This window comes from Aromatoleum evansii (genome assembly GCF_045689615.1).
GTDB lineage: Bacteria > Pseudomonadota > Gammaproteobacteria > Burkholderiales > Rhodocyclaceae > Aromatoleum > Aromatoleum evansii.
Genome location: NZ_CP141259.1, coordinates 1,849,418 through 1,871,958, shown reverse-complemented (window position 1 = coordinate 1,871,958; position 22,541 = coordinate 1,849,418). Strand labels below are relative to the sequence as shown.

Here is a 22,541-nt window from a genome sequence, read left to right as displayed (position 1 = left end):
GCGCCGGTTGCGGCGCCGGCCGCTACCGCGCACCCTATCGACATCATCTGAATGCAGACACCGGAGCACGCGATGTACAGCCATATACTCGTTCCGACCGACGGTACCCATCTCGCCAGCCAGACGATCTCGCAGGCCGTCCAGTTCGCCCGCAGCGTAGGGGCGCGCATCACGTTCTTCTATGCCGATGCGGATGCCGGCGCCTCTCTGACCGACGACGGTGCGCTGATTCACCTTCTCGACCCCGGTCTGTATCAGGACGACTTCGGCGGGCGCGCCCGCGAGATCCTCGCCAAGGCCGAGGTGTCGGCGCGCGCGGGCGACATCGACTGCGAGTGCGTGACCCGGCGGAGCAACCGACCGCACGAGGCCATCCTCGCCGCCGCGAAGGAACTGGGCTGCGACCTGATCTTCATGGCATCGCACGGGCCGCGCAGCATCGGCGGCGTCATGCTCGCCTCCGAAACGCTCAAGGTGCTCGCAGGCAGCCGCATCCCGGTGCTCGTGTCGTCGGTCGAAAAGAACGACCCGAACCCGGCGATGACGAAGGTCTGCGCGATCATCAAGGACGAGCACCGCTCGATCGCGGTGGTGTCCTACGGCATGCGGATGCTGGCCGGCGGACTGCGCGAGGGGAAACCTGCGGATATTGGGCTGGTGGACGGCATGCTCACCTACCTCGACGAGTTCCCGGCCAAACTGCACCATCCAAAGGAAGATGCCTACCTCTTCGCGGCGCTCAAGCGACGCACGTCTTCGCTCGACCAAGTCATCGACGATCTGCAACAGGAGCATCTGGCTGGCGACCGACAACTTGCCGACCTGCGTGCGGCCGTCGCCCACTACCAGGCGTCCCCCGACACCGACGCAAAAACGCTCGCAAGCGCCATCGACGCCTTCGCCCTCGGGCAGCTCAGGCATATTGCACTCGAGGAGCGGGCGATCATCCCTGGCGCCTGCGAACACTTGTTGGAACAGGACTGGAAGGAGATCGTGGCGGCCTTCGGACCGAACGGCGACACACGCTTCAACCATCGGGAACGTGAGACCTACCGACGCCTGTATTCGCGGATTGCCAACCTGCACCAGACGCTGCCCCGCATGAGCACGCCCGGCCAATCATGACGACGCGGTTACCCCGCCCATGAGTGTCGAACGCAACGCCACGGGTGCGTGGGCGCCTCTCCTCCATCGGCCGTTTCGCGCACTGTGGATCGCGGCAATCGCCGTCAACCTGTCGATGTGGATGCAGAACATCGGCGCCGCCTGGATGATGACCGAACTACGGCCCGATTCGCCGCTGATGGTGTCCCTCGTCCAGACGGCGATGGCGCTGCCTGCCTTTCTGCTCGGGCTCCCGAGCGGCGTGATCGCCGATCTGGTCAACCGCAGGCGCTTCCTACTGATCACCCAGACCTGTTCCCTCGCATTCGCCAGCCTGCTCGCCGCCATGGCACTGGCTGGGGGCATCGGTGCCTGGCTGCTCCTCGGCCTCACCTTCGCGCTCGGGTGCAGCAACGCGTTCGGCATGGCAGCGTGGATTGCCGCCAACATCGAGAGCGCGCCGAAGGGGCAGATACCGGCAGCGATCGCCTTGTCCACGGTCACGCCCAACATCGCGCGCGTCGTGGGGCCGGCCGCCGCAGGGGCACTGATTGCACTCGCGGGCGTCCCGACGCTGTTCGTCGTGGTCGCGGTCGGTTTCGTGATCTCGCTGGGGCTGCTGCGCGCCCTGCCCGACACGGATCTGCGGTCCGGCCTGCCGCCCGAGCGGCTGTGGAGCGGCATCCGCAGCGGCGTGCGTTACATGCGGCACTCCGCGCAGCTGCGGCTCGCGCTGCGCCTGGTCTTCGCTTTCGTCACCGCAGGCAGCGCCATCTGGGCATTGTTGCCGCTCGTCGCCCGTGACCAGCTCGGGCTTGCAGCAGGCGGATTCAGCCTGCTCCTCGGCAGTCTCGGCGCGGGCGCCGTCATCGCAGCACTCCAAGTCACCCGACTGTATCGACGTTTCTCCGTGCGCCGCATCGTGACCGGCGGCGGCATGTTGTTCATGGCTGTCACAGCGCTGATTCCGGTGGTACACAATCTCTTCGTCATGAGCGCGCTGCTCGTGGTCGGCGGAATGGCTTGGATGGCGGTCAATACCACCACCGGGACCGTGATCCAGACTTCCGCCGCAGGCTGGGTGCGCGCTCGTGTTGCGTCGGTATACCTGCTCGTCATCATGGGGGCGATGGCAGCGGGCGGAGTATTGTGGGGCGCAATCGCCGAACGCATGGGCGTCAGGGCAAGCCTGTGGATTGCAGCCGGATCGATTGCGGCCGGGCTGATGCTGGCTGGAAGAGCTCGCATGCAACTTGGATCGGAGTCCGATTTCAGCGTAGCCGACGCGCCGGAAACGGGCCCCGCTGCCAGTCCCGCCGACTATGAGCAGGGGCCCATTGCGGTAGAAATCAGTTACTGCGTACCGGCCGAACGGCACGAGGAATTCGTGCGCGCTGCCCACGAAGTCGGCATCTCACGTCGACGAAACGGGGCGATCGCCTGGCGCCTCTACAGGGATCTCGAACACACGGATTGTCTTGCAGAACGCTTCCTGGTGGACTCGTGGCTCGACTACCTGCGCCAGCGCGCCCGTGTTACGCGACAGGACCGCGACATCGAGCGCCGCCTGGAGGCCCTCACCACCGACGGGAGCTCGCTCACACGCCGCTTCATTGCGGAAGCGTGACGACTGAAAGCGGTCGGGAGAACCTTCCGCAGCGTGCCGGCGCGGCCGGGGACGCCTTACCGTCCCCTCGACACTTAGCGGTGCATCAACACCATGCCGACGAACTCGTTCATCGTCTTGTGCGCATAGAGATGCGACACCGCATACGCGTGAGTCTCCAGCATTCCGTCGCACGACGGAGCTGAAGCGCACGCTTGGGCGACACCTGGGGGGTGCAGCGAAACGAAGGAACCGTCGGTAGCGGTCAGCAACGCCGCCGCAACGGCGCTGATGCCGAGTGTTCTGAGAGCCATGATGTCTCCTCCTGTCGAAGGTGCGCCTCTATCGGGCGATGTTTCTTTATTTACACACTATATGTGCTTTTGTTCAAGAGTAGACAATACCCTGAACGAGCGCAAGGATTTTTTGCCGCATCCGTGGCGTGGTCGAATCAAAAAAAACCCATCGGTTTGCGACCGATGGGCGAAGGGATCTTCGGCGGGGATTGCAGCAGGAGAGGAATAGCTGCCACCGAAGAATCCTGCGGGAACGGGTTGGCATCACGGCCAGCCAATCGGCATGGCCTGGAAATCAAATGGTCGCTGTCATTTCAGGAACCACGGCGAACAGATCCGCTACAAGGCCGTAGTCCGCGACCTGGAAAATCGGCGCCTCGGGGTCCTTGTTGATCGCGACGATCAGCCTGGAATCCTTCATGCCTGCCAGATGCTGGATCGCACCGGAGATGCCGATCGCGATGTAGACCTGGGGCGCGACGATCTTGCCGGTCTGGCCGACCTGATAGTCGTTGGGGACGAAGCCCGCATCGACAGCGGCGCGGCTCGCACCGAGCGCGGCGCCGAGCTTGTCCGCGAGCGGCTCGAGCACGGTACGGTAGTTCTCGCCGTTGCCCAGCCCCCGGCCACCGGAGACAATGATCTTGGCGGCACCGAGTTCGGGGCGCTCACTCTTCGTGAGTTCGCGGCCGACGACACGGGTCAGGCCCAGGTCCTTCGCGGCGGGCACAGCTTCGATCGGCGCGGAGCCGCCGAGCGGCGCGGCGTCGAACGCAGCGGTGCGCACGGTCACCACCTTCACGCGGTCGGTGCTCTTGACGGTCGCCAGCGCATTGCCGGCGTAGATCGGTCGCACGAAGGTGTCGGCCGACTCCACCGCGACGATGTCGGAGATCTGCGCGACGTCGAGCTGTGCGGCGACGCGCGGCAGCATGTTCTTGCCGGCGCTGGTTGCCGCGGCGAAGACGTGACTGTAGTCGGCGGCGAGCGCACGCACGAGTTCGGCGACGTTCTCGGCGGTCTGAGCTTCGTACTGCGCCGCGTCACATATCAGCACCTTCGCGACGGCGCCGATGGCGGCCGCGGCTTGAGCGGCGGCGGAACAGCCGCTGCCCGCGACCAGGACGTGGATGTCCGCTCCGACCACTTGCGCGGCGGTCACGGCGTTGAGAGTCGCGGTCTTGATCGACTGGTTGTCGTGTTCCGCAATGACGAGGACGGCCATCAGATCACCTTTGCTTCGTTCTTCAGTTTATCGACCAGCGTCGCGACGTCAGGCACCAACACGCCCGCACTGCGCCTGGGCGGCTCGGCCACTTTCAGGATCGCCAGACGCGGCGCCACATCGACTCGCAGATCCGTGGGCTTCACGCTATCGAGCGGCTTCTTCTTTGCCTTCATGATGTTGGGCAGCGTCGCATAACGCGGCTCATTGAGGCGCAGGTCAGTGGTCACCACCGCGGGCAGCGTCATCTCGAGGGTTTCGAGGCCGCCATCGATCTCGCGCGTGACCGTGACAAGGTTCCCGTCCACTGACAGCTTCGACGCAAAGGTGGCCTGCGGCCAGCCCATCAGGGCGGCGAGCATCTGGCCGGTCTGGTTCGCGTCGTCGTCGATCGCCTGCTTGCCGCAGATCACCAACTGCGGGGCTTCCGTGTCGCACAGGGCCTTCAGGAGTTTGGCGACGGCGAGCGGCTGCAACTCCGCGTCGCTCAGTTCACCACAATCGACGAGAATGCCGCGGTCGGCCCCGATCGCCATCGCCGCGCGCAGGGTTTCGGAGCACACCGCCGCGCCGCAGCTCACGGCGATCACTTCGGTCGCGATGCCCGCTTCCTTCAGCCGCACCGCTTCTTCCACCGCGATCTCGTCGAAGGGGTTCATGGCCATCTTCACGTTGGCGAGGTCCATGCCCGTGCCGTCGGCCTTCACGCGGGCCTTCACGTTGTAGTCAAGCACGCGCTTGACGGGTACCAGGATCTTCATGAGTCTCCTTGTTGCTGATTTGTGGGTTGATTCGCTCCGTACGACCATCAAGGGCGCGAGCGCCTCGACGTTGTCGTCCGGCGCACTTCAGGCTGCCCGTTCCGACCGGCCAGCCTCGAAGCGCGCCAGCAACTCCTCGCGACGCCTGGCGGCGCCGGCCATGCTGCGTTCCTTGACGTGGCCATAGCCGCGAATCTGTTCCGGGATGCGCGCAAGCTCGATCGCGACATCCAGCCGGTCTCGTGACAAGCCGTCGCAGATGCGGTCGATGAAGACGAAATAATCCTTCACCAGTTCACGCTCCTGGCGCCGCTCCGCGCTCCTGCCAAAGGGATCCAGGGCAGTGCCACGCAGGCCCTTCAAGCGGGAGAGCAGGCGGAAGGTACGCATCATCCACGGACCGTAGGCGCGCTTCTGCGGTATGCCATCAACGCCTCGCTTGGCGAACAGGGGTGGCGCGAGGTGAAAGTTGAGCCGGTAATCCCGGCCGGGCTCGCCCTCGAACTGTTCGCGCAACTGGGCGAGGAATTCGGGCGCGCTGTGCAACCGCGCCACCTCGTACTCGTCCTTGTACGCCATGAGCTTCGCGAGGTTGCGCGCGACAGCCTCGGTCAGGGCGAGTCGGCCTTGTCCGACCACCGCTCGCTCGGCCTCTCGCACCCGCGCCACGGCCTTTCGGTAACGCTCGCCATAGGAGCCATTCTGATAATCGGTGAGCAGCGTCACGCGACGCTCGATCAGCCGGTCGAGCGACTCGGGCATGGCCAGCACCACCGCCTCACCCCGCTCCGAGGCGTCGGCCACCGGCAGCCTTCCCGCGTCATGTGCCGCAAGCCGTCCCCACTCGAAGGCCTGCTTGTTCTTTTCGACCGAGACTCCGTTGAGTTCGATCGCGCGCAACAACGCAGCCTTGCCGACCGGAATCCAGCCTTTCTGCCACGCGAACCCCAGCACGAGGGGATTGGCGTAGATCGTGTCTCCGAGCAGCCGCAGTGCCAGCGCATTCGCGTCGATGAATTCGCAGGCATCGCCCACACTGGCGCGGATGTCGCCCTCGGCCGCCGCCCCCGGAAACTTCCAGTCCGGATTCGACAGGAACTCCGCCGCCGGGGTCTGCGCGCTATTGACCACCGCTCGCGTACGTCCCTGGCGGACCTTGGAGAGCGCTTCGGCCGAAGCGGAGACGATCTCGTCGCAGCCGATCAGCACGTCGGCCTCGCCGGTAGCGATCCGGGTGGCGTGAATGGCCGCCGGGGTCGCCGCAATCTGCACGTGGCTCAACACCGCCCCGCCCTTCTGCGCGAGGCCGGTCATGTCGAGCACGGTGACACCCTTGTGTTCCAGATGAGCCGCCATACCCAACAGCGCACCGATCGTCACCACCCCCGTTCCGCCGACCCCCGTCACGACGATACCGCAGGGTTTGTCCAGCCCGGGCAGCGCGGGTTCAGGCAGCGCCTCCGCGGCAATCGCCGGCGCCGCCTTGCCCGTTGCGGGCTTGCGCAATTGCGCGCCCTCGGCGGTCACGAAGCTCGGGCAGAAACCCTTCAGGCAGGAGAAATCCTTGTTGCAGCCGCTCTGATTGATCTTACGCTTGGTGCCTAACGGCGTTTCCAGTGGTTCGACCGACAGGCAGTTGGAGGCAACGGAGCAGTCGCCACAGCCCTCGCAGACTGCCGGATTGATGAATGCGCGGCGGGCCGGATCAGGGTAATCGCCGCGCTTGCGGCGGCGGCGCTTCTCGGTGGCGCAGGTCTGATCGTAGATCAGGATCGACACCCCCGAACTCTCGCGCAGTTCGAGCTGCAACGCGTCGAGCTCGTCCCGATGGTGAACCGTCACCGCATCCGGCAGACCGGTGCGCGTCGCGTACTTCTCCGGCTCGTCGCTCACGATCAGGACACGGCTTGCGCCTTCGGCGCTCACCTGCTGCGCGATCTGCGGAACCGTCAGCACCCCGTCGACCGGCTGCCCCCCTGTCATCGCGACCGCGTCGTTGTAGAGGATCTTGTAGGTGAGGGTCCCCTTGGCGGCGATCGCCGCGCGGATGGCGAGCAGACCCGAATGGAAATAGGTGCCGTCACCGAGGTTCACGAAGACGTGCTTGTCGCCCGAGAAGTGCATCTGGCCAAGCCAGCTCACGCCCTCCCCGCCCATCTGCGTGAAAGTCTCGGTGCGCCGGTCCATCCACATCGCCATGTAGTGACAGCCGATGCCGGCGAGCGCGCGCGAGCCTTCCGGCACGCGGGTGGACGTGTTGTGCGGACAGCCCGAACAGAACCAGGGCTTGCGCTCGACGGTCACGCGAGGCCGCGCCGCTTCGCGCTCCTTCGCCTCGATGACATCGATGCGCGCGAACACGCGGGCGCGAAGGTCCTCGGGCAGCCCCACGCGATCAAGTCGCGCGGCGATCGCCTTGGCGATGATCGCCGGCGACAGCTCGTAGCGCGCGGGAAGCAGCCATTGCCCCCGCGGCACTGACCACTCGCCACCCGAGTTGTCGCGCTCGTCGAACTTGCCGTAGACCCGCGGGCGGACGTCGTCGCGCCAGTTGTACAGTTCCTCCTTGAGGGCGTACTCGAGGATCTGGCGCTTCTCCTCGACCACCAGGATTTCTTCCAATCCGGTCGCGAACGCGCGCGCATCGTGGGCGTCGAGCGGCCACACGCAGCCCACCTTGAAGAGGCGGATGCCGATGCGTCGACAGGCATCGTCGTCCAAACCCAGGTCCATCAGCGCCTGACGCACGTCGAGATAGGCTTTGCCTGCCGCCATGATCCCGAAGCGCGCTTGGGGCGAATCGATCACGATACGGTTGAGCTTGTTTGCGCGGACGTATTCGAGCGCCGCATACCACTTGTAATCGAGCATGCGCGCTTCCTGCGCGAGCGGCGCATCCGGCCAGCGGATATTGAGCCCGCCTTCAGGCATCGCGAAGCCATCCGGAATGACGATCTGCAGGCGGTCCGGATCGATCTCGACCGAGGCGGATGACTCGACGACGTCGGTGACGCACTTCATCGACACCCACAACCCGGAGTAGCGGCTCATCGCCCAGCCATGCAGGCCGAAGTCGAGATACTCCTGCACGTTCGCCGGATACAGCACCGGAATGCCACAGGCGATCAGCAGGTGCTCCGACTGATGCGCAACCGACGACGACTTCGCCGCATGGTCATCGCCGGCGAGCATCAGCACGCCGCCGTGGGGCGAGGTCCCTGCGGCATTCGCATGCTTCAGAACGTCGGCCGAGCGGTCCACGCCCGGCCCCTTGCCGTACCACATGCCGAATACCCCGTCGCGCTGGGCGTTGGGGTAAAGATTCACCTGCTGCGTGCCCCAAACAGCGGTCGCGGCGAGGTCTTCGTTGAGGCCGGGCTGAAAGACTACGTCGTGTGAGGCAAGATGCTTTTTCGCCTTCCACAGCGCCATGTCCAGCCCGCCTAACGGCGAGCCGCGATAGCCCGAGATGTAGCCGCCGGTGTTCAGACCGGCGCGCCGGTCGCGCTCCTTCTGCAGCATGGGCAGGCGCGCCAACGCTTGCGTACCGCTCAGGTAAATGCGCCCGGACTCCTGGGTGTACTTGTCCTCCAGCGTGACCGAAAGCAGTGCATCCCTCGCCTCGGCAGACAGCGGTGAGTTCATCATCCCCTCCAGACTCTCTATTTATCTCGACACATAGTACGAATATGTCCATATATCGTAAAATCACCAATATTGAGTTCTGGTATTAGGAAAACGGATGCCGGCCGACAGCAATGTCACCCTGCGCCAGCTGCGCTACTTCATCGCCGCCGCCGAGACCGGCCAGTTCTCGATGGCCGCCGCGCGCGCCCACGTTTCGCAATCGGCCATCACCAATGCGGTACTGCTCCTGGAAGAATCGCTGGGGGTGCGCCTGTTCGACCGCAAACCCCACGGTGTGGGCCTCACCGCCGAGGGGCACAGCTTCTATCGACGCACGCGCGACATCCTCGACGCGCTCGAAGACGCTCTGCGCGAACCGCGCTTCCAGGCCCACCACTTGAAAGGCGCGATCCGCATCGGTGCTTCGTACACCGTGCTCGGCTATTTCCTGCCCCCGCTACTCGCCCGCTTTCGCGCGAACTATCCGGACGTCGAACTCGACCTCCACGACATGAACCGCGAAGCCATCGAAGCCGGGGTCGCGGCCGGCGACATTGAGCTGGGCGTGGTGATCCTGTCCAACGTCGTCGAGCGCGAACGCTTCGGCCACCACGTGCTGCTACGCTCGCGCCGCCAGCTATGGACTTCGGCCGTCCACCCGCTCCTGCAGAAAGACAACGCGGCCCTCGCCGACGTCGCTGCCTATCCCTACATCCAGGTCACCGTCGATGAAGGCGAACTGTCGACGCAGCGTTATTGGGCAGCCAAGGGCATTCAGCCCGACATCGCGTTTCGCACCGGCTCGGTCGAAGCGCTGCGCGGGCTCGTCGCGCACAGCTTCGGCGTCACCATCCTGTCGGACATGGTGTATCGGCCGTGGTCGCTGGAAGGCAAGAAGATCGAGGCCCGCCCCATCCTCGATGTGGTGCCGGACATGGAAGTCGGGCTGATCTGGCGGCACGACGGCACGCTGGAACGACCCGCCGACGCGTTCAGGCAGTTCCTGATACAGGCTTGCGGGAGCTGAGCGGCGCGGCGGTCGTTACGGGCACTTCCGACGGGATGGGCGACGGTCGGACAACAAGTACGCGGCCGGACCGGCCATTCCGAATCTGCGGACTGAACGGCCGCAGCGCTCACTGCTGTTGACGTTCATCGCGCTTCAAGCCTGAACAGTAGCTTCCACTCCAAGCAGAAAATCGAAAAGCTTCTGTGGCAGCTCACATCTTTGCTCGAACCGGCGGACTTTGCAGTTCAAGTCCTCAGATCGTTGTTCTCCGAACCAACCGTAGTCCAAAATGATCGCTGCAGAATGGGCGAACAACGAATTTGGGACAAGGGGCGACATGCCTTCACCGCTACAAGTTACGAACGACGACATTAAACTTCTCAAGGACGGCCAGCTCGTGGAGCTGCTATGGCAGCTTGTCAACCTTGAGCTCTCGGCCAACGGAATTGAGAAATATGATAGCCAAGTTCCGCTATCCATCTACATCAAGGATGGGGGCATTGATGGCTTGGCGCATTGGACTGATGGCCCCGATAGAACGGGCATGCTGCCGGGCCGAACTGTTGGATTCCAAGCGAAGGCCACAGACATGAGTGAGGCCGCGTGCTTATCCGAGGTTCGAAACAAGGATGGAACGCTGAAGCCGCAGGTTCGAAAGGTGATCGAACTAGGGGGGGCATATGTTCTTTTTTTGGGGCGGGACTGTGTCGGGCAGTCGAAGGATCCTCGCATCACTGCTATCAAAGAGGGCATAGCTAGCGCCTCTGCAGTTAACGGAGGGGCACAGCTCGCGGCCGACGAGGTCTACATCTACGACGCCACAGAAATCGCCGGGTGGGTCAATACATACCCAGCGGCAGTTGCTGCTGTGTTCGACTACTTGGGCAAGCCAGGAGCCGGGGCACACACTTGGCGGGAGTTGTCAGGATACCAGTCGTTCGAAGTGCCTTTTGCAGATGTGGATAAGGACCGCACCGGGATTATGGAATCTCTCAGGTCTGCGGCAGCAGAGGAACGCAGCGTCGCGCGCCTTACCGGTGCATCGGGCTTGGGTAAGTCTAGGCTCGTGTTTGAAGCCTTTCGGCCGCCAGACGATCCAGCAGCTAATCCGGCACAAGCGAGACTCTCGAGTCAATTCTGCTTCTTGAACGCTGCGAGGACCGTCGACATTGAAGCAGTCCTGCGCGCTTGGCGGCGTACAAACTCAACAGGCACAGTCGTGATCGACGACTGCCCCCTCGCTCTGCACGAAATGCTCGCAGAGGAGGTCGGGCGCGCGGATAGTCGTTTGTCGCTCATAACGATCGGAAATGATCTCGACCCGTCCGCCTATGCCGGTACAAAGACGAGGCTACTGCGCGTCGAACCGGCGAGCACTGCGCTAATACAAGCTCTGCTCGACATCGCATTCAGGGATCTTACCGAGGACGATAGGCGCTTTATCGCCAACGAGTTAGCGCAAGGTTACCCTTTGATGGCGATCCGAACTGCTCAAGCTCGAGTCGGTCATGCCCCGCTGTCGGCGCGTCTTACGGGGCCAGTCTTGGCGCGGCTTCTTGGTAGAAACGTTGAAGCCGGCTCGCGCGCCGCTAAGGTGATTGCAGCCTGTGCGCTCTTTGAAAACGTAGGTGTCGAGGGGGATGCTGCTTCCGAGAGGGAGTTTGTCCGGTCTGTCTTCTGTCCCGACATGTCTGCAGAGGATTTTTACTCTGAGGTTGTTGAGTTCCAGAAGAGCGGAGCTGTGACGCGGTACGGCCGCGTGATTCAAGTACGCCCGAGGCCACTGGCTATCCGACTCGCCGCAGATTGGTGGGAAAGGTGTCCGCCGGAGCGAGCCGTGGAGATCATCGGACTCCGCTTTCCGCCTGCGCTGGCAGATGCGTTCTGCGAGCGAGTCAGAATGCTCGACTTCGTTCCCGCTCTATCGACCATCAGCGGGCAGCTCTGTGGAAAGTCAGGCCCTTTTGGCCAAGCGAAAGTGCTCAGTTCTGACCTGGGTTCGCAGCTCTTTCGCGCAATTGCGGAGGTGAACCCGGTACATGCTGTCGCAGCGCTTGACTACGCCTTTGGCGAATCGATCACGACCGAGCTGCAGACGTTGAATGGCACTCCCAGGCGGAACCTTGTTTGGGCATTGGAGAAACTTGCCTTTCGGGAGGACACCTTTTCTCGGGCAGCTCAGTTCTTAGCAAGGCTTGCTTGTGCCGAGAACGAGAGGTGGTCGAACAACGCAACTGGTGTTCTGGCTCGCCTCTTCATGGTGTTGCTGTCTGGAACGCAAGCTCCTCTTGGCCTCCGAGCCCCCTTGTTGCGTCAAATGGCAGGCAGCGACGACATCGGCCTTCGGTCTGTAGCGATCGTCGCGCTCAACAGTGCACTGACGACAAACAACTTCACAGGTACGTCAGGGCCGGAGTATCAGGGGAGCTCCGGTCCGTTGCCGCAGTACAGGCCCAAGACATGGAAGGAAGTATTCGATTATTGGAGGATGTGCCTAGAGGAACTCGCGCAGTTGGCGAAGGAGCCCAATGAGATCGGTGAGCGTGCTGCAGGGACAATCGCATCGCACATAAGAGGTCTAGTTCAGCTCGGACGGCTGGATGATGTCGAATGGGTTATCGGCGTCGTCATTGCCGAACTTCGAGGGCGAGGAGATGTGTGGTCACAAGCGGTGGATGCAGTCAAGGATGTGCTCAAGTACGACTTAGATAAAGCACCAGCTGGCACGGAAATTCGAGTACGTTCGTGGCTTGACACGCTTGCCCCGGTGGACCTTCCTCAGCGGCTCAAGTTGATGGTCACCGAGCCGCCTTTCGATCATGAAGAGAGTAGCGACGGCAGTTGGGTTGATGTTGCGGCAAGAGACTCTGAAGCTCTTGGGCAAGAGTGTGGCCAGAACTGGGAAGCGTCCGTCGATCACCTGAACGCCCTCTTGCAGGGCGAACAGCGTCAAGCCTATGCGTTCGGTCAGGGCCTTGCTCGCGGCAGCAATATGGCACCACTGCTATACGAACTCATTCTCGCTCGCCTCGCAGATATTGCGTTCGAGCAGCGAAACAGCGCACTTGTTAGTGGCTGGCTATCAGTGATAGGCGACCGCGATCCAATGTCCTGTGATGTGCTCTTCGCCGCGCTCGCAGTGCATCCCGCATTGCGGCGGTCGCTGCCAAGCATTGCTCGCGGCCTGAAGCTAAACGACGCTCGTATTGCTGCACTGCAAGAGGTCTTGCAGGCCGGGCATGTGGAAGCAAATCAGCTTTATGGGCTCTCATGTGGCCAGGCGATGCTTGAAGTGTCCGTCAAGCAGCTCTCGGAGCTCAGTCGGAAACTCCTTCAACAGGGAATTGACGGAGCGTGGGTCGCTCTGGACATCCTATTTATGTACAGTTTTGGACGGCCAGAGGCAGTGGAGGCGCTACAGGAAGAGTTCGCTGCCGTTATCTCCACGGAAGGCATGTTGTCCTCGGGTCGGGCACATCGGGATTCGCACGAGTTCGAGGTTGTCGCCCAGCGACTGATTTCGAAATCGGCTGCAATCGCAGAGTTCTTGTCGCGGGAACTTTGCGGCGCGATTACCAGTGGGGAACCACTTTCTGACCACCTCGCTGAGAAGATCTTCGAATCTCTCTTTAGCGAACAGGCCGAGATTTCGTGGCCGATTGTGAGGCAAGCATTGGTGTCTGGCGACAGCATGGCGAGGTGGCGACTTAGCGATTCGCTAGGAGCTTGGAAGGGGAGTCGAGACAAGGAACGCGTCATCGATAGTTTGGATCCGCACTTCTTAAGGGAGTGGTGCGATGAGGATCCAGCTCTTGCTCCTGCTCTTCTCGCCCGGATCGTCAGGGTCATCGACAAGGACGCATCCGGGGCATGGCGTCTATCCGACACGGCGATGATGCTCATTGACAACTACGCCGCTATCGATAGGGTATTGGAGGCAGTGGGTGCAAGCCTGAATACGTTCTCTTGGTCTGGCTCACTTGTTCCATTCTATGACCGGCTTATAGGCGTGCTCACGCCGGTTCTTGAACATGAGCATGACGTGGTGCGGACGTGGGCCCAGCGTATGATCGACGAGGCAAAGGCGAACAGGGCTCACGAAGCTCTACGAGACGAAGAGCAGCAGATCGGCCGATAACACTGTGGCCTGCTCTGGGTTGTTGCTGAAGTAGTGAAATACCCCGGGATCCATAGACAGTCTCGAAGGGCGGGTTGGCAGGGCAAATCGGCCAACCACTTTGGTATGGGTCGATGGCCGTTCCTGCCAAACGACGGTCAGTGCGCAGGGAACATCACAACTGAGTGATGAATGGTCGCACAAAGTGCACTTTGGATACCGCAGCCGACGTCACCGACCTAACCCGGCTGCCATAGCCCCTGCGACCAATCGCAGCGCGCCGACCTACCCGACCTTCAGGTCGTCACCGTGCGCTTCAGGACCAGCGGCACGCCGCCCGTGCTGCGCTTGACCATCCATTGCGCCAGTGCCGAATCCATGTAAGTCGCATGGCCCGGGAACCACTCCTCGAGCGCGACCGCGAGGCGGCGCCCGACCTCGATGTTGCCCGCCGCGACCATCTGCTGCACTTCGCGCACCGAGGCCATGACCTTCTCGTGTTCCTCGACGTGGCAGTCCCGTGCCGGGAAGTTTCCTGCCGACATCCAGGCGGCTTCCTCTGCGAAGTGGTGTTCGGCGTGGGCGGCGAAACGGTCGAGCAGTGCCGGGAAGACTTCGTCTCCGACGACCTGCATGGCGTGCACAAGCTCGACGAACTCGTGGTGGATGTCGTCCATCGGCCCATAGCCGAGGAGGAATTCGTCGCTCCAGGGGTTCGCCTGCTCGCTCATTTCCGGTCTCCGTTCAGGTATTCGGGAGGCCGCGAGGGCCGCCCATGCCGATCATCGCGAGGAATTCGCGGCGCGTCGAGGCGTCTTCGCGAAATGCGCCGACCATCCGGCTGGTGACGAGGCTCGCGCCGGGCTTGTGCACCCCGCGCGTGGTCATGCACTGGTGGGAGGCCTCGATGACAACCGCGACGCCCTTGGGTTGCAGCACGGAGTGCAGGGTGTCGGCGATCTGCACCGTCATCTTTTCCTGGATCTGCAGGCGTTTTGCGTAGATCTCGACCAGCCGCGCGAGTTTGGAGATGCCGACCACGCGGTGGTTCGGCAGGTAACCGATGTGCGCCTTGCCTATGATGGGCGCCATGTGGTGCTCGCAGTGGCTTTCGAAGCGGATGTCGTTCATGACGATCATCTCGTCGTAGCCCTCGACCTCGGAGAAGGTGCGGGCCAGGATTTCGGCCGGGTCCTGCGAATAGCCGGCGAAGAATTCTTCGTAGGCGCGCACGACCCGCGAGGGCGTATCGAGAAGCCCCTCGCGGCCCGGTTCGTCGCCGGCCCAGCGGATGAGGGTGCGTACGGCGTCTTCCGCCGCCTCGCGCGATACGCCACCCCGCAGGTCCGCGTCGCGGGCGTCGTCGATTTGCCCTTCTATCATGCTGCGTTCTCCCGTTTATCGTTCGGCGTGGGCGGGACGCCCGTAACGCCGGACGTCCTCGCAGAAGAAAGAGCGGGACCTTGTTGCCGAGGTCCCGTAAACCGGCAGCGCACCGCGCACCGTCGGAGGAGAAGACATAATCTGCGTCACGCCCGCGCGGTCTGGTCTGCTCAGAGCGAGCGGGCGATGATTTCCTTCATGATCTCGGACGTGCCGCCGTAAATGCGTGCGACGCGTGCATCGACCCATGCGCGGCTGATCTTGTACTCGCTCATGAAGCCGTAGCCGCCATGCAGTTGCAGCAGTTCGTCGAGCACCTTGCCCTGCATCTCGGAGCCGACCAGCTTGCACATCGCGCCGACCTCGGGCGAGAGTTCGCCGCGCATGGCCTTGCCCAGGCAGTCGTCCACAAACACGCGCAGCATGGTCGCCTGCGCCTTGCATTCGGCGAGCTTGAACTTGGTGTTCTGGAAATCGAAGACCGTCTTGCCGAACACCTTGCGCTCGCGCACGTACTCGAGCGTGTCGTCAATCAGCGCCTCGATGGAGGCGGCAGCGCGAATGCCGATGATGGTGCGTTCCCACGCGAGCTGGTGCGTGAGATAGCCGAAGCCCTTGTTCTCGTCGCCGAGGCGGTTCTCGACCGGGACACGGACCTCGTCGAAGAAGAGTTCCGAGGTGTCCTGGCCCTTCAGTCCGATCTTTTCAAGCAGCCGGCCTTTGGCGAATCCAGGGCGATCGGCCTCGACGCAGATCAGTGTGAGCTCCTTCGCGTTGGGGTCGAGCTTGGTCGCGGTGACCATCAGGTCCGCGTTGCCACCGTTGGTGATGAAGGTCTTCTGGCCGTTGATGACGTATTCGTCGCCGTCGCGCCGTGCGCTGGTGCGCATCGAGCGCAGGTCGGAACCGATGCCGGGCTCGCTCATCGCGATGACGCCGATGATCTCCCCTGCGACCATTCTCGGCAGCCACTTCTTCTTCTGCGCCTCGCTGCCATAGGCAACGATGTAAGGAGCGACGATCTCGGAGTGGGTCGTGAAGCCGATTGCGGTCGCATTGACCCGCGCCAGCTCCTCGATCATCACCGCCGAGTGGCCGAAATCGCCACCCGCGCCGCCGTATTCCTCCGGTACCGTCGAGCACAGCAGGCCGACCTCGCCCGCCTTGCGCCAGACCGACTTCGGGACGATCCCGACCGTCTCCCACTCGTGCAGGTGGGGGACGATCTCGTTCTCGATGAAGCGCCGCGCCATCTCGCGGAACATTTCATGATCTTCACGGAATACGGTCCGCATCCTTGTTCCTCCGCCTGTTCTCGTGCAGTTTCCCGGCTCAGCGGCCGGTGAATTTCGGTTCGCGCTTCTCGACGAAGGCTGCGACCGCTTCCATGTGATCTTCGGTGTGATGGGCAAGCGCCTGGTAGGCCGCCGACATCTCCAGCAGCGAATCGAGACGCATGTGCTGGCCTTCCCGCAGCAGGCGCTTGGTGAGGCGCAGGCCGTGGGCCGGATTTGCCGCCATGCGCCGGGCAATGCCCAGCGCCGCGGTTTCGAGCTCGGCAGCGGGTACCACCTCGGTCACGAGACCCCACGCGAGCGCGGTCTGGGCGTCGATCGTGTCGCCGGTGAGCGCCATCAGGCTGGCCCTGGGCATACCGACGATGCGCGGCAGCAGCCACGCACCGCCATCACCCGGCACGATGCCGAGCTTCACGAAGCTTTCCGCGAACTTTGCGGTGTCGGCGGCGATGCGCACGTCGCACATGCACGCCAGGTCCAGGCCCGCGCCGACCGCGGGTCCGTTCATCGCCGCGATGACAGGCACGTCCAGGTCGTAAAGGCACAGCGGGATGCGTTGGATGCCATTGCGGTAGCTCTCGCGCACCTCGTAAGGCGAGCCGGCGAAGATGCCGCCGCGTTCGCGCATGTCCTTGACGTTGCCGCCGGCGCAGAAAGCCGGTCCGTTGCCGGTGAGCACGACGACCTTGATCGAGCGGTCCACACGGACGTTGGCGCACAGGTCGACGAATTCCTGCATCTGCGACGGATCGGAGAGCGCGTTGCGCGTCTCCGGGCTATCCATGCGGACGGTGAGGATGGCGTCCTCGCGTTCAAGGATCAGAAAGGGTTTCATGCTGCTGTCTCCTCGAATCCGGCGAGCGCGCCGGCGGTGATCGATGGCCAGAATGCCTGGGAGCCGGCGCCGCACAGCGCGCGACCGAGTTGCTGCGACCAGTCGGTGAGCGAGCCGAACTCGCTGCGCCACGACCACAGCCTTCGGGTCGTCAAATGCAAGGCGTGTTCGTGGGTGAAGCCGATCGCGCCAAGCACGGCATGGGCGACGCCCGCACCTACCCCCGCGGCCTCGGAGGCGCCGATCTTGGCCGCCATCACCGGCAGGCGTGCGAGCCGATCGTCCGACTCGGCGAAGGCCGCTTCGGCGGACATCACGGAGGCCGCCGCATGTTCGGCGAGGACAGCAATCTGGTGCTGGATCGCCTGAAAACTGCCGATCGGCTTGCCGAACTGCACGCGCTCACCGGCGTACGTGGTGGCCATCGCCAACACGGTTTCGAGCGCCCCCGCGATCTGGGCGGCACGCATCATTGCGCCGCCGAGCTTGAGCACGTCGGCGGACAGTGCAGTCGGCAAAGCCGCGCTTGCGAGCGGCACCACCGCTTCGAACTTGAGCGTGTCGCGCGGTTCGGCGGCCGTATTCACGGTACGGACCACGGTCGCCGCCTCAGTCGGCAGGAGCACCACCGCAGGCGTCGCGCCCGCGGCGACGGCCACCACGTGGCGGACGTGGCGCCCCCACGGCACATCGACGGCGGCCCCGGTTACACGGCCGTTTTCCAGACGCAACGTGCCGCGCGCAGCAACACTCAGCGTCCCCGACACGGCGGCCAGTCCGCTCGCACCCAGCAACCAGTTGGCGAGCATCGCCTCGGGCAGCGGCAGCGGGAGATTGAAGCCGCCGGCCAGACGCAGCACACCGCATACATCCGCCCACGCGGCACCGGCACCGCCGAGCGACTCTGGCACCAGAGCCAGCGTGAAACCGGACGCTTCTACCGCCGTCCACAGCTCAGCCGGCCATTCGCCGCCCTCGCAAGCCAACACCGCGTCGGCGGTGACGAGGTCGGAGAACAGACGTTCGACAGAGGAATCGAATAGGTCTCTCATGATCAACGCAGCCCCAATCCGCGCGCGATGATGCCGCGGAGAATCTCCCGCGTGCCGCCGCGCAGTGAAAACGATGGCGCCATCTGGGTCAGATAGGCCAGCACCTGGGCGTGGTCGCTGCCGCCCCGAACGGTTGGCGGAAGCTCGCACAACAGCTGCGCGATTTCCGGAATCTCCTGCTCGAAAACCGCACCGAGATCCTTCACGACCGAGGCCTCCCACGCCGGGTTGTTACCCGCCGCGAGTTGCGCCGTCACCGCCAACGACATGTTGCGCAGCGTCACCAGTCGCGCGGCGAAGCGGCCTATCTCCTTGGCCTGCAGGGCATCAGGGCTGCGCCCCACCGCGTCGATGAGCGTGTGGATCAGCGCGATCGAGCTGAGGAAACGCTCGGGACCGCTGCGCTCGAAGGCGAGTTCGGCGGTGACCTGCGCCCAGCCCTGCCCTTCGGTACCGATGAGGGCGTCGGCATCGAGTACGAGTTCGTCGAAGAAAACCTCGTTGAAATGCTCGGCGCCCGTAAGGTCCTTGATCGGCCGGATGGTGATACCCGGCAGACTGAGGTCGATGATGAACTGCGAGAGTCCTTCCTGCCGTTTGCTGTTCTCGCTGGTGCGTACCAGCGCGATCATGTAGTGCGAGCGGTGGGCGTTGGTGGTCCACACCTTCTGCCCATTCACCACCCACTTGTCCCCTTCACGGCGTGCGCGCGTCTTGATCGAAGCGAGGTCGGAGCCCGAATTGGGCTCGCTCATGCCGATGCAGAAAAACTGTTCGCCGCGGCAGATTGCCGGCAGGTGACGTTCCTTCTGCGCATCGGTGCCGTAGTGCAGGATCTGCGGGCCGCTTTGGCGATCGGCGAACCAGTGCGCGGACACCGGCGCGCCGGCGGCGAGCAGTTCCTCGATCACGACGTAGCGGGCGAAGGGGCTCGCCTCGCCGCCGCCATGGCGCTTGGGCAGGGCCATGCCGACCCAGCCCTTCGCTCCCAGGCGACGGCTGAATTCGGCGTCGAACCCCATCCAGGAATCCGCACGGCGGGCGGCCGGGTAATCCTTCAGGGCTTCGGCGAGGAAGGCGCGCACTTCCGCACGAAGTGCTTCGGCCTCCGGCGGAATGCGACTGTACTTGAACTGGTCTATGGACATGGCGCGTTCGATAGTGGGCCGTCGGCTTGAGCAACGGCGTGGATGACCCGGGTCGCGTCGCCCGCGAACGGCACGGACGACCGTCGGCCGGCGGACACGCCGCGCGTGCCCGCCAACCGCACTGAAACCGGACTCAGAGCGCGGTCTGCGCGTCCGCCGAGGCGAACATCTTGTTGATGTCGCCCGAGGTCACCGGCTTGCTGGGGTCACGTTGCGGAGCTGCGCCGCCGAGGCCCAGCGCCGGCTCGATGCTGACATGCGTCGCCTGCGCGCGCAGCGCACCGACGGTGCAGTTCTCGCGCCCCAGGATGGCGAACGGGTCATACGAGAATTCGCGCATCGCGTTGAGGTGGCTGATCTTGTTGATGATGTCGTCGGGCAGGTTCTTCGCCTGCTGCCAGAACACGTCCGCGGAGTTAGGCCAGGTGCAGTCCGAGTGCGGGTAGTCGCACTCCCAGGTGACCATATCGACGTTGATCGAGTCGAGGTTCCTGAGCCCGAACGCATCCTCGATGAAGCAGGTGATGACGTGCTCGTTGAAGATGTCGCTGGGCTTTTTGCCGCCAAAGTTCGAGTTCGTCCAGGCGTGGTGGTGGTTGTGCGTGAAGTCGGCGCGCTCGAGCAGATACGGAATCCAGCCGATGCCGCCTTCCGACAGGGCCATGCGCAGCTTGGGGTACTTCTTCCACATCGGTGCCCAGATCCAGTCCGCCGCCGAGTTGGAGATCGAGATCGGCATCGAAGTGATCCAGGCGTCGATCGGCGATTCATCCGAGGCGTGAGCCGCCTTCACGCCGGTGCCGATGTGGCAGCAGATCACGACGTTGTTCTCTTCGCACGCCTTCCACAGGGGATCCCAGTGCGGGTTGTGGATGGACGGGTAGCCATGCACGGTCGGGTTGTCGGACAGCGTGATGGCATGCACACCCTGATCGGCCATGCGCTTCACCTCGGCCGCGGCGGCCTGCATGTCCCACCATGGCACCATCATCAAGGGGATGAAGCGACCCGGCGCAGCATTGCACCAGTCGTGCAGGTGCCAGTCGTTGTAGGCCTGGATGGCTGCAAGGCTGACGCCCTTGTCCGGCATGACCTGGAAGCGCTGACCGGCGAAACCGGGGAAGGTCGGGAAACACAGCGAGCCGAGCACGCCGTTCGCATTCATGTCGTCGACCCGCGCCTTGATGTCCCAGGTACCACGGCGCATCTGCTCGTAGGAGAGCGGCTCCATGCCGTACTCCTCCTTCGGACGCCCGACCACCGAGTTCAGCCCCATGTAGCCCGTTGCCTGCTCCTCGAACACCCAGATGTCGCGGCCGTTGCGGTTTTCGACGCGCGGCTGGCGGCCCTTGTACTTGGCGGGCATGTGGCGGTCGAAGGCGCCACGCGGTTCGATCGCATGGTCGTCGACGCTGACAAGGATGAGATCTTCGAGCTTCATGTGTGTGTCCCCTGTTGGAGTGGAGTCCGCGTTGGGCGCGAACCGGTTATGAGCCTCTATCTTAGAACAAGAAATTCGTTTTGTTAAACACTTTTTTGTTTTATGTTCATGTTTAACGAAATTTCCATCTCCGCCACTGGCTCAGCCGGTCCGCGCGTCACCTCAATCCCAGATCACCGGCACGGAGTGAGGGCCACGAAGCTGTGCGCCCGTAATCCGCGGCTTCGGCCGATCCGGGTCGAGGCGGATGTTGGGGAACAGATCGAGAATGGCGTTCAGCGCCACCTGGAGCTCGGTCTTGGCGATGAACTGTCCGATGCACATGTGAGGGCCGAAGCCGAAGCCGAATGAAGGCTTGAGCTTGCGATCGATGTCGAACTCTTCGCTGTTCTCGAAGGCTTCCTCGTCGCGGTTTGCGGAGGAAACGATGCACTGGACCATGGCACCCTTCGGGATGCGGACGCCGCCGAGTTCGAGATCCTGTGCCGCCTGACGCACCTTGAAGGTCGCCACGGGCTCGAACCGGATCGCCTCGTCGATGGCCTTGCCGACCAGGCTGCGATCCTTGCGGACCCTGTCGAGCACGTCCGGGCGCTCGAGCAGCAATACCATCAGCGAGCCGAAGGTCCGCGTCGTGGTCTCACCGGCAGCCGGGAGCAGCGAACGCACGAAGGTGGTGATCTCGTGGTCGTCGAGCTTGCGCCCTTCGTATTCGGCACGGATCAGGCGGCTGATGAGGTCGTTTCCTTCGGCACCGCGTTGGCGCACGGCGACGACGGCTTCCTTGACCGCGTCGTAGAGGGCCTGTGCAGCTTCCATTGCAGCCTTGCGTGCAATCGCGGCCTTTTCGGCATCGACCTGCGGGCCGGCAAGGATCGCCAGCGCCCACGCCGCGTACTGCTCGACCTTCTCGGGTTCGTCGTCGGGAAAACCGATCAGCGCGTAGATCAGGCGAATCGGGAAGTGGAGGCCGAAGTCCATCAGGTCGGCCTTCTTCTTCGGCACGAGCGGCAACAGGTACTCGTTGCGCACGATGGGATCCATCTTGCTGTCGCGCCACGTGTTGACCACGTCGGGCATGAAGATGGGCTGCAGCAGGCCGCGTGCCTTCTTGTGCGCCTCGCCGTCCATGCCGGTGAGGATCAGGCCGTCGAAGAAGGCTCCCAGCCCTTCGGCGATGAAGCCGCTGGTGTAGTTTGCGGCATCGCGCAGGACGGTCATCACGTCCTTGTACTTGAACACGGTGTAGGTTGGTCGGTTCGGATCCAGCCCTGCGATGTTGGGCACCCCGAGCTTGCCCATGAAGTTCTCGGCAATGATTGGCGAATTCTTCCGCATCTCGCGGTAGATCGCGTGCAGATCGACATCCTCACCGCGGTAATTGTCGGCCACTCCGGCGAACGCGCTCTCCAGCGTAACGTCTTTGACACTGCTCATTTCGTCTTCCTCCGTTGGCGCACCGCCCGGTCGTGAACGAACACGCTGTGCCGGCCATGTGCAATGGCCTCGACACGGTGCCTTCACGCCGGATAAGACGGCGCTGTTTCTGAACACTTTTGCGCATAGTGCTCCATTTAATGCGTACTGCCAAGTGTTCAAGCAGGGACCGGGGCAGGCCGGAGGACACCTGCCCTGCCTG

General features: G+C 63.5%; 16 protein-coding genes. 4 read left to right on the top strand and 12 right to left on the bottom strand.

The window, feature by feature from the left end; genetic code table 11:
* The first annotated feature begins 72 nt into the window (after window positions 1-72).
* Together U5817_RS08550 and U5817_RS08545 are read left to right on the top strand one after the other, a co-directional pair.
* On the top strand, window positions 73-1,125 hold the full coding sequence (locus U5817_RS08550; RefSeq protein ID WP_407280418.1) for a universal stress protein: 1,053 nt from the start codon (window positions 73-75) through the stop codon (window positions 1,123-1,125).
* Between the two features lie 19 nt (window positions 1,126-1,144).
* Window positions 1,145-2,731, top strand: coding sequence for an MFS transporter (locus U5817_RS08545; RefSeq protein WP_407280417.1), 1,587 nt, complete (start codon window positions 1,145-1,147; stop codon window positions 2,729-2,731).
* A 74-nt stretch (window positions 2,732-2,805) separates the two neighbouring features.
* Here U5817_RS08545 and U5817_RS08540 read toward each other — a convergent pair whose 3' ends face one another.
* From U5817_RS08540 to U5817_RS08525, 4 genes are all read right to left on the bottom strand, one after another.
* Entirely contained in the window at window positions 2,806-3,024 is a 219-nt protein-coding gene (locus U5817_RS08540) for a hypothetical protein (protein ID WP_169141811.1), read from the bottom strand.
* A gap of 277 nt (window positions 3,025-3,301) precedes the next feature.
* Window positions 3,302-4,231, bottom strand: a complete 930-nt coding sequence (locus tag U5817_RS08535) for an electron transfer flavoprotein subunit alpha/FixB family protein (RefSeq protein ID WP_407280416.1) — start codon at window positions 4,229-4,231, stop codon at window positions 3,302-3,304.
* Window positions 4,231-4,992, bottom strand: coding sequence for an electron transfer flavoprotein subunit beta/FixA family protein (locus U5817_RS08530; RefSeq protein ID WP_407280415.1), 762 nt, complete (start codon window positions 4,990-4,992; stop codon window positions 4,231-4,233). Before U5817_RS08530 ends, U5817_RS08535 begins: the two co-directional genes overlap by 1 nt.
* Window positions 4,993-5,079: 87 nt before the next feature.
* Window positions 5,080-8,637, bottom strand: a complete 3,558-nt coding sequence (locus U5817_RS08525) for an indolepyruvate ferredoxin oxidoreductase family protein (RefSeq protein ID WP_407280414.1) — start codon at window positions 8,635-8,637, stop codon at window positions 5,080-5,082.
* Between the two features lie 97 nt (window positions 8,638-8,734).
* On the opposite strand from U5817_RS08525, the gene U5817_RS08520 reads away from it, so the two are divergent.
* Together U5817_RS08520 and U5817_RS08515 are read left to right on the top strand one after the other, a co-directional pair.
* On the top strand, window positions 8,735-9,646 hold the full coding sequence (locus U5817_RS08520; protein ID WP_407280413.1) for a LysR family transcriptional regulator: 912 nt from the start codon (window positions 8,735-8,737) through the stop codon (window positions 9,644-9,646).
* Between the two features lie 271 nt (window positions 9,647-9,917).
* Entirely contained in the window at window positions 9,918-13,766 is a 3,849-nt protein-coding gene (locus U5817_RS08515) for a hypothetical protein (protein ID WP_407280412.1), read from the top strand.
* A 275-nt stretch (window positions 13,767-14,041) separates the two neighbouring features.
* Here the strand turns inward: U5817_RS08515 and U5817_RS08510 are convergent, their stop codons facing one another.
* From U5817_RS08510 to U5817_RS08475, 8 genes are all read right to left on the bottom strand, one after another.
* The gene (locus U5817_RS08510; RefSeq protein ID WP_407280411.1) at window positions 14,042-14,476 is read right to left on the bottom strand and encodes a hemerythrin domain-containing protein; all 435 of its coding nucleotides are present in this window, start codon (window positions 14,474-14,476) and stop codon (window positions 14,042-14,044) included.
* Between the two features lie 13 nt (window positions 14,477-14,489).
* A complete protein-coding gene (folE, locus tag U5817_RS08505) occupies window positions 14,490-15,128 on the bottom strand; it encodes a GTP cyclohydrolase I FolE (protein ID WP_407280410.1) in 639 nt (212 codons plus the stop codon).
* Between the two features lie 170 nt (window positions 15,129-15,298).
* Window positions 15,299-16,423: an acyl-CoA dehydrogenase family protein gene (locus tag U5817_RS08500; RefSeq protein ID WP_407280409.1), complete on the bottom strand. Its 1,125-nt coding sequence runs from the start codon at window positions 16,421-16,423 to the stop codon at window positions 15,299-15,301.
* A gap of 37 nt (window positions 16,424-16,460) precedes the next feature.
* On the bottom strand, window positions 16,461-17,261 hold the full coding sequence (locus U5817_RS08495) for a crotonase/enoyl-CoA hydratase family protein (protein ID WP_407280408.1): 801 nt from the start codon (window positions 17,259-17,261) through the stop codon (window positions 16,461-16,463).
* Entirely contained in the window at window positions 17,258-18,313 is a 1,056-nt protein-coding gene (locus U5817_RS08490) for an acyl-CoA dehydrogenase family protein (RefSeq protein WP_407280407.1), read from the bottom strand. Before U5817_RS08490 ends, U5817_RS08495 begins: the two co-directional genes overlap by 4 nt.
* 2 nt (window positions 18,314-18,315) lie before the next feature.
* On the bottom strand, window positions 18,316-19,461 hold the full coding sequence (locus tag U5817_RS08485) for an acyl-CoA dehydrogenase family protein (protein ID WP_407280406.1): 1,146 nt from the start codon (window positions 19,459-19,461) through the stop codon (window positions 18,316-18,318).
* 133 nt (window positions 19,462-19,594) lie between these two features.
* Window positions 19,595-20,902, bottom strand: coding sequence for an amidohydrolase family protein (locus U5817_RS08480; RefSeq protein ID WP_169254139.1), 1,308 nt, complete (start codon window positions 20,900-20,902; stop codon window positions 19,595-19,597).
* Window positions 20,903-21,064: 162 nt separating this feature from the next.
* Entirely contained in the window at window positions 21,065-22,339 is a 1,275-nt protein-coding gene (locus U5817_RS08475; protein WP_407280405.1) for a cytochrome P450, read from the bottom strand.
* Between the last annotated feature and the right edge of the window lie 202 nt (window positions 22,340-22,541).